This is a genomic window from Bradyrhizobium sp. SYSU BS000235, assembly GCF_049747295.1.
In the GTDB taxonomy this organism is placed as follows: Bacteria; Pseudomonadota; Alphaproteobacteria; order Rhizobiales; family Xanthobacteraceae; genus Afipia.
In genome coordinates, this window is sequence record NZ_JBMHJM010000001.1 from 868,607 (window position 1) to 884,625 (window position 16,019).

The 16,019-nt window shown below is 59.0% G+C and carries 15 protein-coding genes; all 15 read right to left on the minus strand.

Translation table 11 applies throughout. The features are described from left to right. Positions 1 to 74: 74 nt before the first annotated feature. A complete protein-coding gene (gene wecB / locus ACP0KA_RS03995; protein ID WP_424627543.1) occupies positions 75 to 1,169 on the minus strand; it encodes a non-hydrolyzing UDP-N-acetylglucosamine 2-epimerase in 1,095 nt (364 codons plus the stop codon). Next, complete coding sequence (locus ACP0KA_RS04000) at positions 1,157 to 2,404, minus strand: glycosyltransferase (protein ID WP_424627544.1); 1,248 nt, start codon at positions 2,402 to 2,404, stop codon at positions 1,157 to 1,159. Before ACP0KA_RS04000 ends, wecB begins: the two co-directional genes overlap by 13 nt. Next, complete coding sequence (gene asnB, locus ACP0KA_RS04005) at positions 2,401 to 4,257, minus strand: asparagine synthase (glutamine-hydrolyzing) (RefSeq protein ID WP_424627545.1); 1,857 nt, start codon at positions 4,255 to 4,257, stop codon at positions 2,401 to 2,403. The genes ACP0KA_RS04000 and asnB overlap by 4 nt, the downstream gene beginning before the upstream one ends. Then, positions 4,258 to 5,145, minus strand: a complete 888-nt coding sequence (locus ACP0KA_RS04010; protein WP_424627546.1) for a hypothetical protein — start codon at positions 5,143 to 5,145, stop codon at positions 4,258 to 4,260. Then, on the minus strand, positions 5,138 to 6,034 hold the full coding sequence (locus ACP0KA_RS04015) for a class I SAM-dependent methyltransferase (RefSeq protein ID WP_424627547.1): 897 nt from the start codon (positions 6,032 to 6,034) through the stop codon (positions 5,138 to 5,140). Before ACP0KA_RS04015 ends, ACP0KA_RS04010 begins: the two co-directional genes overlap by 8 nt. Before the next feature lie 3 nt (positions 6,035 to 6,037). Continuing rightward, a complete protein-coding gene (locus ACP0KA_RS04020; protein ID WP_424627548.1) occupies positions 6,038 to 6,691 on the minus strand; it encodes a hypothetical protein in 654 nt (217 codons plus the stop codon). Position 6,692: 1 nt separating this feature from the next. Next, the gene (locus tag ACP0KA_RS04025) at positions 6,693 to 6,902 is read right to left on the minus strand and encodes a hypothetical protein (protein ID WP_424627549.1); all 210 of its coding nucleotides are present in this window, start codon (positions 6,900 to 6,902) and stop codon (positions 6,693 to 6,695) included. Between the two features lie 8 nt (positions 6,903 to 6,910). Continuing rightward, the gene (locus ACP0KA_RS04030) at positions 6,911 to 8,077 is read right to left on the minus strand and encodes a glycosyltransferase (RefSeq protein WP_424627550.1); all 1,167 of its coding nucleotides are present in this window, start codon (positions 8,075 to 8,077) and stop codon (positions 6,911 to 6,913) included. After that, positions 8,074 to 8,904 (minus strand): class I SAM-dependent methyltransferase, encoded by an 831-nt coding sequence (locus ACP0KA_RS04035; RefSeq protein ID WP_424627551.1) that lies wholly within the window; start codon positions 8,902 to 8,904, stop codon positions 8,074 to 8,076. The genes ACP0KA_RS04030 and ACP0KA_RS04035 overlap by 4 nt, the downstream gene beginning before the upstream one ends. Further along, a complete protein-coding gene (locus tag ACP0KA_RS04040; protein ID WP_424627552.1) occupies positions 8,904 to 9,686 on the minus strand; it encodes a class I SAM-dependent methyltransferase in 783 nt (260 codons plus the stop codon). Before ACP0KA_RS04040 ends, ACP0KA_RS04035 begins: the two co-directional genes overlap by 1 nt. Continuing rightward, positions 9,683 to 12,037, minus strand: a complete 2,355-nt coding sequence (locus ACP0KA_RS04045; RefSeq protein WP_424627553.1) for a GNAT family N-acetyltransferase — start codon at positions 12,035 to 12,037, stop codon at positions 9,683 to 9,685. The genes ACP0KA_RS04040 and ACP0KA_RS04045 overlap by 4 nt, the downstream gene beginning before the upstream one ends. A gap of 26 nt (positions 12,038 to 12,063) precedes the next feature. Beyond that, positions 12,064 to 12,783, minus strand: coding sequence for a class I SAM-dependent methyltransferase (locus ACP0KA_RS04050; protein ID WP_424627554.1), 720 nt, complete (start codon positions 12,781 to 12,783; stop codon positions 12,064 to 12,066). Positions 12,784 to 12,831: 48 nt separating this feature from the next. Beyond that, positions 12,832 to 13,764 carry a class I SAM-dependent methyltransferase gene (locus ACP0KA_RS04055; RefSeq protein WP_424627555.1) on the minus strand — a complete coding sequence of 311 codons (933 nt, stop codon included), beginning with the start codon at positions 13,762 to 13,764 and terminating at the stop codon, positions 12,832 to 12,834. Between the two features lie 38 nt (positions 13,765 to 13,802). Then, positions 13,803 to 14,987: an ABC transporter ATP-binding protein gene (locus ACP0KA_RS04060; RefSeq protein ID WP_424627556.1), complete on the minus strand. Its 1,185-nt coding sequence runs from the start codon at positions 14,985 to 14,987 to the stop codon at positions 13,803 to 13,805. Between the two features lie 80 nt (positions 14,988 to 15,067). After that, entirely contained in the window at positions 15,068 to 16,006 is a 939-nt protein-coding gene (locus tag ACP0KA_RS04065) for an ABC transporter permease (protein WP_424627557.1), read from the minus strand. Positions 16,007 to 16,019: the final 13 nt, after the last annotated feature.

The window sequence follows — 16,019 nt, forward strand, 5'->3', positions numbered from 1 at the left end:
CCCCGCTACCAAGGCCAAAGATTGACGATGAGTAGGACACGCGAGACGAGTCACAAACGATGGATCGATCGCCATTACTTTACCACGGCCTCTGCAAGACTATCGGCCACCCGCGCAGCGGTGTAACCGTCCCATAGCGTCGGCCGCTTGCCGCGCGGAAACGCGCCGCTCATCGCGTCTGCGACCGATATTGCAATATCACCCGGCGCGATCAGCCGATTGGTGCCTTCGGTTAGTGTGATTGGCCGCTCGGTGGTGTCGCGTACGGTGAGGCACGGAATGCCAAGATAAGTCGTCTCTTCCTGTACGCCGCCGGAGTCGGTGACGACAAGCTTGGCGTTCGAAACCAGACTCATGAAACCAACGTAGCCGACTGGCTCGCAGACATGCAGGCCTGATGCGAGCAGCCGGGGCCAGAAGCCGGCAGCTTCCAGCCTCGCCCGCGTACGCGGATGCACCGGGAATATCAACGGCAGAACCTTCGCGACCTTTTCCAGTTCGTTAACCAGCACCGCGAGTGAGGCCGCGTTGTCGACATTGACCGGTCTGTGCAATGTCACAACACCGTATTCGCCTGCTTTGACTTCGAACTCGCGATAGGCGGTGAGCTTTCCGATGGCGTCCTGCAGCATCACATAGGCGTCGATCATGATGTTCCCGACCATCTTGATGCGACTTGTGGGGACGCCCTCATTGCGCAGGTTGAGGTCTGCATCCGGCGACGGGGTCCACAAGAGGTCGGCAATTGCATCGGTCGCGACACGATTGATCTCTTCCGGCATTGTCCGATCAAAACTGCGCAGGCCCGCTTCCAGATGCGCGAGCGGAATGCACAGCTTCTTGGCTGTGATCGCGCAGGCCAACGTCGAATTGACGTCGCCAACTACGACGGTCCAATCGGGCCGGCTTTCGAGACAGAGATTTTCGTACGCCAGCATGATGCGCCCGGTCTGTTCTGCATGACTGCCGCCGCCGACGCCGAGGTGGTGATGCGGGCTCGGCATCCGCAAATCGCGGAAGAAACCGTCCGACATCGCATCATCATAATGCTGACCGGTATGAACAATGCGCGGATCGGTCTCTCCGCGCCGCACCAGCTCATGATAGAGGGGCGCCACTTTCATGAAATTCGGGCGCGCACCCGCCACCAGGTGAATTAATGGCCGCATGATAATTCCTTAGCTCTTACCGCATCGGTGATCGCTCTATCCAGCAATGCCGTCGTCTGAGTGATGTGATATTGGGAGGCTACGGTGGTAAACGATTTTTCAGTCCGTAGCGTCCCTGCCTGCCATTGTTCAAGCAAGCGTTCAATCACGGCGGCGATCGCGCTTACATCATCCGGAGCTGCCGTCGGACATCCGAGCGATCGTAGAAGGTCAGCCGACGCCCCATCGGGCGGGGTGATACCGATGATCGGGCGGTCAAACGGCAGATAGTCGATCAGCTTGCTCGGCAAAAACACGCTTTCCGCTGCCGGCGCGTCGACCAACAACAATGCATCGGCAGTCTCCAGAATGGCGTCGCATTCGGCGTTGGCGATGCGGCCGGAAAACTGCACGACACGATCGAGACCGGTCGCGCGAACAACGGCCTGTTGGTCATCCGGAACTGAGCCAACGAGAATGACCTCAAGCTTTCCATCCAGGGGCGCGCGCTTGTGAATGGCCTGTAATGCAGCGATTAAAAATGCAGGGGTTCGAATGCCGTAAAAATCGCCGGCATGAACAAGCCGCAAAGGTCTGGGCGTCTCGTCTCGACGACGGGAGGAGACACTGTGCGATTCGAACCCGTGCGGTACAACTCGGACCTTGTCGCCCCATTGCGATGGATACTTGCGCATGACCAGATTGGCAATGCGATCCACCGTGAAGACAACTATGTCTGCTCTTTCGACGATGTCCGCCTCTGCTTCAAGCGCTTGACGCCGCTGCCCCTCGTCTTTCAGAAACGGGCTGTCCGCCCACGGGTCGCTGAAATGCGCAACCCATGGCAATCGTGTCTGCGTGGCAATTCGCATTCCGACCAGATGATCGGACCAAGGCTGTGCAAAACTAATGAGCGCTTCAAATGGTCCCGCATGAGCTTCTCGCAAACCGGCTTCAGTCGCAGCGGAAATCCATTGAGCATCCGGATCGACGGCGGGCTGCGTCCTCAAGCGGTCCCAAAGCCGCCTCGGCTTGGGCTCTGATCCGTGGGGCGACAGTCGGATGGTCCGAAAGGACGATTCATAGCGTCGCTGCAGTGCCGGATCGACAGTAACGTCCGGAGGAGGCTCAGCGCAGATCACGGTACTGCGCCAGCCAAGTTCGGCCAGAGCCTTCATGCTGCGGGCAACCTGCAGCGATCGCGGAAACAAAGCCGGAGGCATCGCCCAGCTGATCGCCAGCAACGACCGGCTCATGCCTTCCACTCCCGCATCCACAACTCAAGGACCAGCAAATTCCACAGCCGGTGACGATCGAGCAGGCCGGATTGCGCTCCGGTACCGAGCGCCAGCAGACGATCGATCGCAGCCGGCACCATCGACGTGCGCAATCGCGCACCAGCGCCCGTCAGCAAATCAGTGGCCCACGCCTTCAGCGGTCCCATCAACCATTCATAGACCGGCACCGGAAAGCCCTGCTTCGGGCGGGTGATGATCTCCGCCGGCAGTATGCTAGCGGCGAAACGGCGAAGCACACGCTTGCTCTGATAATCGCCATTCTCGTCGCGACCAGCCTTGCTGGCGGCCGGGCTGCGTGCCGCCCATTCGACCAACCGGTAGTCGAGGAATGGCGTGCGCAACTCGAGCGATGTCGCCATCGACATTTTGTCGGCCTTCATCAACAGGTCCTCGGTCAACCAGTGCTGGCTGAAACCGTAAAGCGTCTGATGCAGCGGATCCTGCTCGCCGAGCGCCGCGATCTCCGCGCGCAACGGCGCATGGCTTTCGGGAAGCGCGGGACGGCCCATCAGGTCGCTCTTCTGCGCCGATGTCATATAGTCGGTCATCGTCGGCGGGACGCTGGCAGCGCGTTGATCCCATCGCGCGTATCCACCGTGGGCAAAGGACCGAAGCGCTGAAAGCCAATTCGACGTCCCTCCTCCTTTGCGCATCGCGTCCCATTGCTGCACGCGCAATTGGAGATCGTAGCCGCCGAGGATTTCGTCACTGCCCTCGCCGCTCAACGAAACCTTCACCTCGCTCCGCGCCAGCTTGCTGACGTAGTAGAGTGGGACCGACGCCAAGTCGGCAAGCGGCTCGTCAGTGAAACGGACGAACTCTGGCAGGAAGTCCATGAACTCGTCCTGCCCAATTACGATTTCATGATGCTTCGTGCCGAGATGGCGCGCCACAAGACGGGCATAGGGCAGTTCATCGGTGTGCGGCGCGTCCCGAAAGCCGACCGAGAAGGTGTTCAGATTGTTGTTGTGACGACAGGCAACAGCAGCCACCGCGCTCGAATCCAGCCCGCCGCTGAGCATGATGCCAACCGGCACGTCAGCGATCATGCGCAGCCGCACCGCGTCCTCGAACAGCGTTGCGAAGCGGTTGGTGCTCTCGTCGAAGGTTTCGGCCAACGGCGCCTCGCGATAGGGAATTTCCCAGAAGCGCTCGATCGATGGCGCACTGCCGTCAAGTGTCAACGATAGCACATGCGCCGGCGGCAACTTGCGGATATTGTGCCAGATCGTACCCGGTCCCGGCACATACCGGTAAGTCAGGTAATCCCAGATCGCCTGCTCATCGATCTTTCGCTCGACGACGCCTGACGCCAGGATCGCCTTGATCTCCGATCCAAACAGCAATCTCTTGCCGTCCCAGTAATAATAGAGCGGCTTGACGCCCATGCGGTCGCGCACCAGGGTCAACTGTTTGTCCCGAGCATCCCAGACCGCGAAGGCGAACATGCCATTGAGGGCAGAAAGCCCGGCGATGCCATGGCGAACAAACTGCCGCAGCAGCACTTCGGTGTCGCTATGGGTGGCGAAGCGTTCACCGTCCTGCTCCAGCCTGTCGCGCAACTCTCGGAAGTTATAAATCTCGCCGTTGAAGACAATGCGATATCGACCGTCCCCCGCTTCCATCGGCTGATGGCCGCCGGCGATGTCAATAATACTGAGCCGGCGCATGCCGAGACCGACTGAATTTTCGGCGAAATATCCGTCGTCGTCGGGTCCGCGATGGCGAATGCTGTCGCACATTCGGCGCAACAGCGCTGCCGCTGGCTCCGCAGCGAGATCAAGGCCCGCATATCCCGCGATGCCGCACATTTACTTCGGCCCGCAGCCTATCCGCGCCAGCACATCCTCGAAGCCGGCAAAGCGCGCGCCGCGGCCGATAGCGTAGTCGACCGCATCGAGGAAATAGCTGTCATTGGCGACGTGTGAGGGATCGACGTAGAAGTTCAGCAGAGCCGGCAGCCGCCGGTCGGCGAAAAAGTCGACGGTCGCAGCGAAGCGAACGAAAAAATCTTCCAACAAGCGGTAGTCGACGCGGTCTGCGAGATAATTCCATGAGTCGAGAATGGTATACGGATCCGTGGGCGAACCGGTTAGCGGGAATTCGTAGAGGCCACCGACGTCAAAGACAGGGCCGCGCGCGTACGCGCTTGCCGGCAGTGTGTCGGAGCAGAAGCGATAGCCGAGCGATCGCGCAGTGTCGTAAACCAGTTTTCGCTGCTCCGGTTGCTGGAACGAACCGAAATGCGGCGCCCGAAAGCCGCGCGGGGCAATGCCGATGACATCATTGACGATACGATGGCCCTCGCGCATGTCGGCGGCCGCGTCATCCGCCGTCATCTGCTCGTAGAAGGTTACGGCAACATAGCGGTCACCCTGCTTTTCAGCATGGGTACGTCCGCCGTGATTGAGAAAGACGGCGCCGTTCTGCGCCAAGCCCCGATAGCTCGACCGGGCTTCGAGCAGCATCTGTCCCGGCACAGCGTAGTGGCGCGCAATGCCGCGCCGCGCAAGCTGCGCGTCAAGTGCCTGCGCCGCCAAGGCATCGCCCGGCGTGTCGCAGTCAAACGATAAAATGATGAGCAGCTCGTTGATCGCCAGTGCGCGCGTCTTCGCCGACAACCCTTCGAAGACATGCGGCACGCGCCGACGCAGCACCGCTCGAGCAGCCTGCTTTAACCCTGCGACTAGCTTAACCATTCGCCGGCTTTCGGCCCGTGATCCACAGGCTCCAGCCGAACCGGCGCTCAAGCGCTTTCCGCAGTGGCGTCGGCAGTGACGTGCCGAAGCCCGGCAGCCAGTGATCAAGTATCCAGCCCACATCGGTGCCAAACACATCGACGTTCACATCGGCATATTGCGCGAACAAATCGCGCTTTGCCTCGGTGATTGTGATCGGCCAGGTGTGCGGGTTGCCTTCCTTGCGTTCGCCGTCACCATAGCGGCTGCCGAGGCCTACCGGCGATAGGAAGCGGTTCTCCATATGGAGGAACCCTTCGATGTATTTGACCAGATAGCGAAACAGGAAAGAATTGCGGTGATAGAGCATGACGCCAACGCGACCGTTCGGCTTCAAGACGCGATAAAGCTCCGCGATCGACTGCGCCGTATTCGGCGAATGGTGCAAGACACCCCATGAATAGACATAGTCGAAGCTGCCATCCTCGAACGGCAGGCTTTCGCCGTCGGCCTCCCGGATATCAGCCGACAGCCCGAATAACTCGAAGCGCTTACGGGTCTGCTGCACGGCGACCGGGTTAAGATCTACGGCGGTGACGTGAGCGCCCTGCTGCGCCCAGTTCATCGCCATGCAGCCCATGCCGCAGCCGACTTCCAGCACACGACCGCCCCGATAGCGGTCGTAATCGAATAGCTTTCCGAACTTCGCCTGCGGCGTATGGCGCGGCATATTCCACTGGTAGAACACGTCGTCCGCCTGCGCGAAGAACTCCCGGCTAGCCAGCGGAATTTGCCGACGCACGCCGTCGGTCTCGACGTACTCGGTGAGGCCGTGCTCGAACCCATACGTCATGGGATTGGCCGCCCACCATTCGCGGACGTCGCTTTTGATTCCGTTCTGTTTCGCCACGGGTCAAGCCTTTTTCGATTGCGTTGCGTCGATGACGCTACCAACGGCCGCCACAGCCAGGAACGCCATCGCGAAGAAAATTTCCATAAAACGCCAATTGCTGAGAAAACGCCGCAACGAGAGTGCGCGGCGCGCCGAACGGTCGAGAACGAAGGCGCGCCGGCGGCCGTTGGCAACGACCACCAGAGCCGAACCAGCTAAGGCGGCATCCTGTATTTTCCCGCAGCCAAGACCGATGGCGTCGGCATAGAGCAATACGATAGCGGCCGGCTTGATCGCATTCCGCTTGGACCACAAATCAATCGCCTCGACGTCGCCGAACTCAAACTGCTCGGCCGGCGCTGCAAATGATTCATTCGCGAGTTCGCTGCCCGGCGCGAAAGCCTTGTCGATCATCGCATAGACCGGACCGGTCAACTTGTTGGCGGCGCGAAATTCAGCTGCGACACCGAGCATGTAATCAAAGCTGCGCGGATTGGCATGATAGTCGCGGATGCGGCGCGCATTATCACCGATCGCCGTCAGCCGGAGGCGGCGCGCGATCCGCCAGAGAATGTTGGTGCGCGGCTTCTGGCCACCTTGAAATCCACAGAACACAAACAGCGTCTGCGCCGACGGCGTAAAAATGTCCCGTTCGGGAATGAGTAGGGTTTGCATATCAACTCCCGCCGGTCAAGGCTGGTTGGGGGGCGGTCGGTTTTTCGGCGATGACGTAAAGCGACGCAGCCTGACGCGGCGCCAACGCCCGGCCGATCCATTCGAAAGCCGTATCGAGGATCTTGTAGGGCCGCAGGCGCATGTCCCAGGCAAGTTCCCGTGGGCGAAAGCCGGTATGAAGACAACGCGCGAATGTAAGATCCTGTGCCACGGTCCCGCTCATGCTCTCATTGTGTCGCGGTAAATTTTGGCGAACTTGGCCTCGGTCTTGTCTGGCCCCCAGTTCTCCTGCGCATGGTCATAGGCGCGCCGACCAAGACCTTCGCGAAACGCTGAATCGCTGCGCAGCCTTGTCAGAACATCGATATAGGCCGCCTCACTGTTTTCCACCTTGAGAATGAAATCGCCCTCGAGCTCCGGTACCGGCAGACCCTTGCGCCGATTAACGACGCACGGCAACCCCGTCAACAGCGCCTCGAGCAGCGACTTGTTCAGTTCCCAGTATTCGCTGTGGATCGCAAACGCGTCGAACGTCGGCATCATCGCGCAAAGATCGTTGTTCGGCACTGCCGGCATGAAATGTACGCGTTCGGCGAGTCCCAATTTGCCGACAAGCGCCTGCAGCGGCGCGCGCGCCGGCCCATCGCCGACGATCGTCAGCTCGGCGCCGGCCATGGTGCCGATTGCACGGATGATGTTGTCGGGGTATTTAGCATCGAACAGCCGGCCGACGCAGAGCACGCGGAAGCCCGAACCGCATTCGTAGCTTTCCTTCTTGCGCAGCCGGTCGCCGTTGAGCGCATTGTAGCAGATGTCATAGCGGGTGACCCCCATGCGGTCGAGATAGGGGATGATCGGCCGGTACACCGGCATCACCAGATCAGCGCGCTCCAAGCCCTTACGCTCCAGCACCTCGAATAAGTCGTTTTGCCGCCGCTGCGCACGATCGAGCGCGCTCGCGAGAAAGCGCCGGGTCGGATTGACGTCGGCATTGATGTGCAGCGACACGACATACGGCACACCAAGGACGGCGTTGATACGGCTGGCCAGATATGTATTCCAGTCCGCGCCGTGGCAGCGAACCAAGGCCGGACCGATACTGCGCGCGATTTCGACGCCTGGATCAGCCCATCGCCGCAACAGATAATCGTCGAACAACCACCATGGCCGATTTGCCATGCGCATGTCTTCGGGAAGGTTGTGAAAGAACAACCGCGCCTTGCCAACCGTGGGCTGCAACGCGGTGAGGTCAGGCCGATCCGGCGTCGTCGTCAGGATATGCACCTCGTCGAATACTTCGCCCGGATTGTAGTAGCGCGGCTGGTATTCCCCCTTCGCCAGGATGTGCGAGATGTAATCTGGCACCAACACCAACAGCTTGCTCACGACCGCACCTTCTTTCGCGCCGCCAACACAACTGACTCCTTCATCGGGTTGTAGTATCTAAAATAGATCTTCGGGTGCCGCAGCATTGTCAGCGCATGGCGCGGTGTGACGGCCATGGAGGTTGTGGCGCTGAAATCATAAAGCTCGAAGCCGGCGCGGCGCAGCGCGCGCATGACACCCCAGTTGGTGCGATAGAAGATCGAAGTCTCGAAATAGCTCGGATCGCGTCCCTGACGGCGCAGATAGCCGCTGGCAAGGTAACGCGGGAAAAGCGGATACCATGGCACCTGGTAATGCGCCTCGTCGCGGAACGCGGCGTAGTTGGGACAGATAATGAAGATGACGCCGCCTGGCTTGAGCAGGCGTGCGGCGAGCGTCAACAACGCATCGCCATCTCCAATATGCTCCAGCACGTTCCAGAGTGTGATGGCATCGAACGTTCCCTCTTCGGCGACCAGCGCGAGCGCGTCGCCCTGGCGATAGACAACCTTGGCATCGTCCTGTGGCTGCGCGCGCGAGAGTCGTTGACGCGCGAACTCAACTTCGAACGGCGCGATTTCGATGCCATATGCGTCAAGCCCCAACACCCGAGCGGCCAGCACGAAACCGCCGAAGCCGCAGCCAATATCCAGGACACGACCGCCGGCCGGTACCGCGCCTGCGACCGTCGGCAACACCTGATCGGCGAATGTCAGCCCGACGTAGTCGTCAATATGCGCCTTGATCGAATCCTCCGGAAACACGCCGGTATAGAGTGAGCGCAGATAGGCCAGGAGCGCGGCGTCTTCGGCAGGCGTCCGTGCGGGATCGCGAGGGTTACCTTGCATCACGTAGTAGCCTTTTCACACAAAAGGACATGCCGGAAGGCGAAGCGGCGCAGTAACGGCAACGACGAAATCCACTCATCGAGCATGCGGCCCTGGATGCGAATCGCCAGCAGCCGCGTCCACACCGGATGCAGCAGCGGCTTGAGCCACCACGGGCGATCGCCCCACATGGGCAGAATTTGAAAGCAGCGGTGTTCGACGATGGTCAGCCCACTGGCGAGGCATGCGGCCTGCATCTCGTCCAAGGTCACATGGCATGACACCGCCAGTTCGGGATAATAGCTGCACACGACCGTGTTAAGCGAAGGTCGCGCGCCAAGATCGAGGACGCAGCGTCCGCCGGGCCGCAGGACACGTGCGATTTCGGCAAGAACTTCACCGAGCGCCGGAATATAGTACAGAGCCGACAGTGAATAGAGCGCATCTACGCTTCCGCTCGCCAGCGGAATAGCTCGCGCGTTGGCACAAGCCCAGGATAGGTGAAGGTCGCCATTCGCACGTCCGCTACGCTCGGCGTGCTGCAGAAACGGTTCACTAAAATCAAGGCCGATTGCGACGGCGCGATTAGCGGCCGTGGCTTGCAGACTTGCGCCCGCCCCGCAACACAGATCAACGAGAACGTCACCCGGACATTGGCGCGATACCATGTCGAGTTTGAGTTGCAGCATCCGCGACGAATAGTCTTTCGCGTCAGTCTCCACGCGCGCGCAAATCGTTCGTGCGTCGTAGGCCTCGCCGCTGTACTTGCGACGGTTCTCGGCTTCGATGAACTCGGTGTTCATGTTGCCCGCGCCAACGCGTTGCCGAGCGCGCGCTCGATACGCTGCAGCTCCCGCTCGGTGAGATTGGGACGGATCGGGATATTGAACACGCGGCCCGTCAGCCCTTCGGTGAAATGGAGCGGACGTCGTGCATAAGCGGTTGCGAAATCACGCGTATGCAGCGGCAGGTACATCGGCTCGATCTCGATACCCTGCGCCGCCATTGACCGCGTCAGGCGGTCGGCAACCGCCTTCGTCAGGCAGGTCACGGTCAGCTTGGTATGAAGGTGTCCTCGCTCGGCTTGTGTGCGGACGAGATGGTCACGGGTCGACAGCACCTTGCGCATCCGACGACCGGACTGGCCACGATTGCTGATAATCTCGGATAGTTTGTCAAGTTGCACCAAGGCCAAGCGCGCGTCGATGTCGCTGATCAGACGGCTACCGTACTGAGTGTACAACTGCTGCGGCAAAGGCGCCGGTGGACGGCCCGACGTTTGAAAGTATCCGGTCCGGAAATGTCGGTAGCGCGCGGCAGCGGCCGCGGGATCGTCGAGCTGCCAAAGTGCGGCCGCAGCGCGCACGTCATCGGCAAAGCGGCGGCTCGCAAGCGCACCGCCGGCGGTCGCCATCGCGGTCTTGCCGAGCCCAAGGGAGAAAATCTGGAAATCGGCATCCGATGCGAGGCCAGCTCCGAGCGAATGGCAACAGTCCTCAACCACTGCGATTCCGTGCCGGCCAGCAGCTGCGACCACTGGCGCGGTATCCATCCGGCAGCCGCAAAGATGAACCGCGATGCAAGCCAACACATCGGGCCCCATTTGGGCGATCATGTCGGCGCTGTCCGGCAGCAAATCCCGATCGACTTCGACGAAGTCCGGTACAAGACCGAGATTAACGATCGGATCATACAAGCCGCGGCATGAATACGAAGGCAGTAACACCCGCCGCCGCCCGGGATTTTGCGCGGCTACGACCGACAAGGCCAATTGCAGCGCGGAGCGTCCGCTGCTGGTCAAGACAATGGCAGCGTCCTCCTTCACAGCGCCGGCTGACCGCAAGGCTCGCTCAAGTGCGACGCGCGTGGAAGCGTCTGTCGGCGCAGCCGACGCCCTGTCTTCGGCCGCATCCCACAAGGGGCGCATGAAAGGAATACGGCCAATCGAGGCGACTTTGACTGCTTGCGTGGCGGCCGCCGCCCGCCGCGGAGCGCCCCTTACCGTTCTGTATACGGCCAGGGCGACCGATTTCACGCGTGCGGCGTTGCGATCGCCAACAATGACCGCGGACAGGCGATAGCTCACGCGTAACCATTCGAGCAGCAACGAAGAGAACTTGGTGTCGATTGGCGGTGATGGCGATGCTGATGCACTGGTGCTTGGCCGCGACAGGGACAGCGTGCCGCGGAAGTTGCGGCGCGTCGTGCCGCCAAATTTCGACTTGAATACCGTCAGGCCACGTTCCTTGCCCGCCGAAACGCCTGGAAACACTTCGCCAATTTCATACCAGCGACGGCCCGCGGCCTTGGCGCCCAGAATGGAATGCCAGAACAATAAATAGTTCGCTCCGGAGTCCAGCCCTGCTGCCGTCGAGCAACCCATATGGTACTGGCAACCGCTCGCGGTGCAAAGATCGCTGTGAAACGCGACGATGGTGCCGTCACGGTCGCGTGCCGCCCACAATACGACGTGGCTTGCGTCGAGATGACGCGCAACACCGGAAAAATACTCCCGCTGATGCGGCATCACACCGGTTCGCTGATAGGTTTCGCAGTGGATCTCATAGTAGCGATCGAGCGCTTCAGACCAGGCGATTGACCCCACAGAAAGGCCGTCGGTCTGCGCACGCTTGATTTTTTGGCGAGCATCCTGCGACAGCTGCGCGCGGATCGCCTCTTCACTGAGTGCAAGATCAAGAACCCGGCTATGGCCCGATACATCGCTGATACCAAAGACGAGCAGCGGGTTGACGCCGTTTTGGCTTTCCAGCGCCGTTCGACACACCGGGCTAAGGCCGAAATCGACCCGCTCCGCTCCTACCTGCACCGCTCGCCGTCTAATTTCATCAAACGCCGCTTGCAGGATATGATGCCGTTCTCCGTCAGCCAGACCGTCGGCGAGCGTGGGCATGGTGGAGCCCCAACCACTGCACGCCAGCCTTCGTTCGGCTGTCACCTCATGCAACGGGACCACGGCCACCAGACGATTCGACTGTCTGATGGCGAAGCTTTCATCACGCAGCCCCCAGCGAGGCACATCCGTAATAAGGTCTAGCCAACCTGAAAGCGCAAATACCCATCCGTCGGGCGACGTAGCCGCAACAGCATCCCATTCGCTGTGGACGACGTCACGCCGTTCGACAATTTCGGTCATTGGCCGAGCCAATTTCCCGGTTCGCTTCAGATTTTCTGCAGAATAATGCAAAACACGTTCGCTATCTGGCGATATTTGTATCCAGCCATGCAGCGCTTTTGGTACGGCCAATGGTCGACGAAATTGAGCCCATTCAATCCGCATCCAAACACTCCGATTTGGCGCAAGCCGAATGGTCGGGCCATGCGCTCAAGATCGCTTGCGGAGTATTCTTTGAAATGTTGCGGATCGACCAAAATGCGAGGCTTCAATGTCGCAAGCCTAACAAGGTTATGCAGTCTGTTGACGTTCGGCGTGGCGATAGCGACTACACCGCCCGGACGGCAGACGCGCGCGCACATCGCCAAAAAGTCTTCCGGAGTGTCGAGATGTTCGATCACCTGGAAACTGGCGACGAGGTCGTATTGAGTGTCTGCCGGCAATTCCCGCAGGTCGGCGACCCATCGCTTGACCTTGGGGTGAGGATAGGAAATTTCTGCGCGCTCAATGCTCTTAGACGAATAATCGATAGCATCGACTCGCTCGACAATATCTGACTCCGCAAACGCCACGTCGTGAAAGCCACACCCGCAGCCGACATCGAGAATGGTGCACGGCGACGTCAGCTCAAGCAGCCGTGCCACCTCGAACCGGCGCATGTAGTCCCATTCATCCGATTTGTAGGTTTCCCAGTCATCAGTGATCAACGTATCGAAGAACTCGCGCTGGTCGGATACGTAATGCGGGTATTTCTCTTGTGCGTTCATAGGTAAGCCTCTTGCATCCTCCTGAAATATTTCTCGATCTGATGACTATCAGCGAGGCTTGCGACCCACAATAAATTGTCGCGTTCCAATCATCTTTAAGACACTGACGTTCATGGGCAACGATTCCTTAAATCTCAAGAATCTCTCAAACAGCGGCAAGTGAATGCTCCAGCCGCGCCCCTCTAAGAAGCGAGAAAACTTCAAGGACCACTGCGTCTCCAATTGGAACAAGCAGCTCCATTGACGAAACTCTGAAAGCTCTTCCTTCTCAAGCCAACTCCGAAGAACGTGCGGCCGCAGCGCCGGATGAGCCGGTAGCATCTCTTCCCAATAGTCAGCGGCGTTTAATGCCTTTCGCAAGAAACCGCGCCCGCCTGAATTCTTGAGAAGAGGAAACAATTGAGATGGATACAAATACAACATCGGACATGGGGTCGAAATGCAAACAAGACCGCCGGGCTTTACCCATTCGCAAAGCCTTCTGACATGTTCTATCGGATCGTCCAAATGCTCGATGACCTCCGAGGAGATCACACAGTCTGCAAATCCAGGCTCAAATAAATCAGCGGTGACCGGCACTTGATAAAGATTGACGTGGGGAAATTTATCGACCGGGAGGTACTTCCTGGCAAGCGACAGCTGGTCAGGCATAATATCGAGCCCATGAAATTCTTTACAACCGGACACCCAGCTTTCGACACCAAAACAATCACCGCACCCGATGTCCAACACGACTGCGTTTTTGAAATTTTCTCCAAAGCTCGCTGAAAGCAAATTCGAGTATTGAGAGTAAAATTGCTCGTATACGAATTTGCGAAATATAAAATCCGCGTGTGACGGGTTGAGACTCGGGTCTTGAATCCGCGCTCGCCAGTCCACGATTTCGCCCATTCTCGGATTGGGATCACTGAACTGGGATTTAAGAATCTTTATCCCATCGCGATCTTCCAGATCGGGCTTCGTCGTCAGCATTTGTTCCATTAAGTCCTCGACCGAAGCCTTTGATAGAGAGAACGACGTTAGACGGCAGGACTGCCCGACAGAACCCAATTTGATTTCTGCGCAACAGAGCCCTGATTCTCAGAGAGGCCATGGTACCCAAGGTAGTCTTGCAACTCGATGCGCACCGTCGTGGCATTCGGTACAGAATCTACTGATACCAACTGCGCCCCGGATCTAGCGAACTCCACAAGGAGCGAGAATTCGTTTCCGAAAATTCTTAAATCCGGGATGATACATTCGACGATGCCAGCGCCTTTAAGCTCCGAAAGTCCGGTTTCATGGGTGCTGTATAGCGTCATAACCCGATCGCCGTTGCTGTTGAGAAATAGGATACAGAAGCACGGCGTCGGCTCTCTCCCCACTTGGTAGCCAACTCGGATTCGCATTCCTTCACCGGTACGAAAGACTCGCGTCGATGTTCCGTCCAACCGGCATGTCTCGATCGAAGTGAGAAGTGGTTCCCGACGATCACCATCGATCCCGTCGCGATCTTTTAGATCGATAAATGACGGACCGGTTTCAGGATTGTCGTCGCCTGTTCCGATGCGTTGGACCATGCGCTGATAGATCGTCATCGCATCGCGCGCCGATCCGTGGAACACCGAGCGCCCTTCCGAAAGCACCATACCGGTCTTGCAAAGGTTGGCGACCGCTAACGGGTTATGGCTGACGAACAGGATGGTGCGCCCGCCGCGCGCGATGCGCTCCATATTGTCGAGGCTTTTCTTTCGGAATTCGGCATCGCCGACGGCCAATACCTCATCGAGAATGAGAATGTCGGTGTCGAGATGGGACGCCACCGCATAAGCAAGCCGCACATACATGCCGCTGGAATAGCGCTTCACCGGCATGTCGATGAAGGGCTCGATCCCGGCGAAATCGATGATCTCGTCAAGCCGCCTGCGAATTTCTCGCTGCGACATTCCGAGGAGCGAGCCGTTCATCAGGATATTCTCGCGCCCGCTCAAGTCAGGATGAAAGCCGGCGCCGACCTCGAGCAGCGAACCAATGCGGCCACGTAGCACCGCGCGGCCGGTCGTCGGCGCCGTCACGCCAGACAGCAACTTCAAGAACGTGCTCTTGCCAGAGCCATTCTTACCGAGGATGCCAATAATATCGCCGGCTTCCAGCTCAAGATCTATGTCGCGCAATGCCCAGAACATGTCCCGTTCGTCGGCCATCAGACCGAAGAACTCCTTCATGTGCGCACGCAACTGGCCGGAGCCTGGATGCGGCTTCCGATATGCCTTGCCCAGGCCCTGGACCAAAACGGTAGACTGAGTCATTGCACGTCCACCGACAGCCGTTCGAAGCGATTGAAAATGAATAGTCCGCTGATGAATAGCGAAACCACCAGCACCAGTGAGACATAGAACTGCGGCGTGATGTGCAGGTCGCGCCCAAGCAGGGCCCAACGGAAGAATTCAATCGACCAATAGAGAGGATTCAGCTCGTAATAAGGCCTCAACACCGCGGGCACCTGTTCAGGACTGTAAATGATTGGCGAGCCATACATCACAATCTGCACCCCGATGCCGATGATGTGACGCAAGTCCCGCAGTCGCACCACGAGCGAGGCTGTCCACAGGCCGATGCCCATGGCTGTGAGAGCGGGTATGAGCATGACGAAAGGCAGCAGGAAAACGGCCGGGCCCGGGATATAGCCGTAAGCCACCGAGAGAAGGATCAGCACCAGCAAGTTCACCGCTACGTCGACAGCATCGCGCACCACTGCGCTGATCGGCAAGAGAAGACGTGGAAAGTAAACCTTTGAAATCAACCCCATGTTTTCGCGCAAACAGTCGGCAGAACTATCAACCGCTTTGCGAAACAACAGGAAGGGGACCAAACCAGAAAAAACAAACAGCGGATAGGGAAACCCTTCCGAGGGCAACCGCAGTACCAAGCCGAAGACGACGAACATGATGCCGATTTGAGCCAATGGCTCGAGTACCATCCACAACACGCCGAGCGCCATCTGCCGATAGCGGACAGCGAGAGCACGCCACAGCAAAACACGCAGGAGTTCGCGATACTGCCAAACTTGAACGAATCCCACCCCCCAGCCCTGGGTCGGCTCAATGATCGTTTCCTTCAAAGGCCTTTCGGGATTTGCATCCGCAGGCATGGCTATTTCCGACATTGTTCCACCGCTTACCTCGCGATCGCACATGCTACCGCACTCCGGGTGAATCATATCGACCCGGAACAAAACCAACATCGCGTCACGCCGC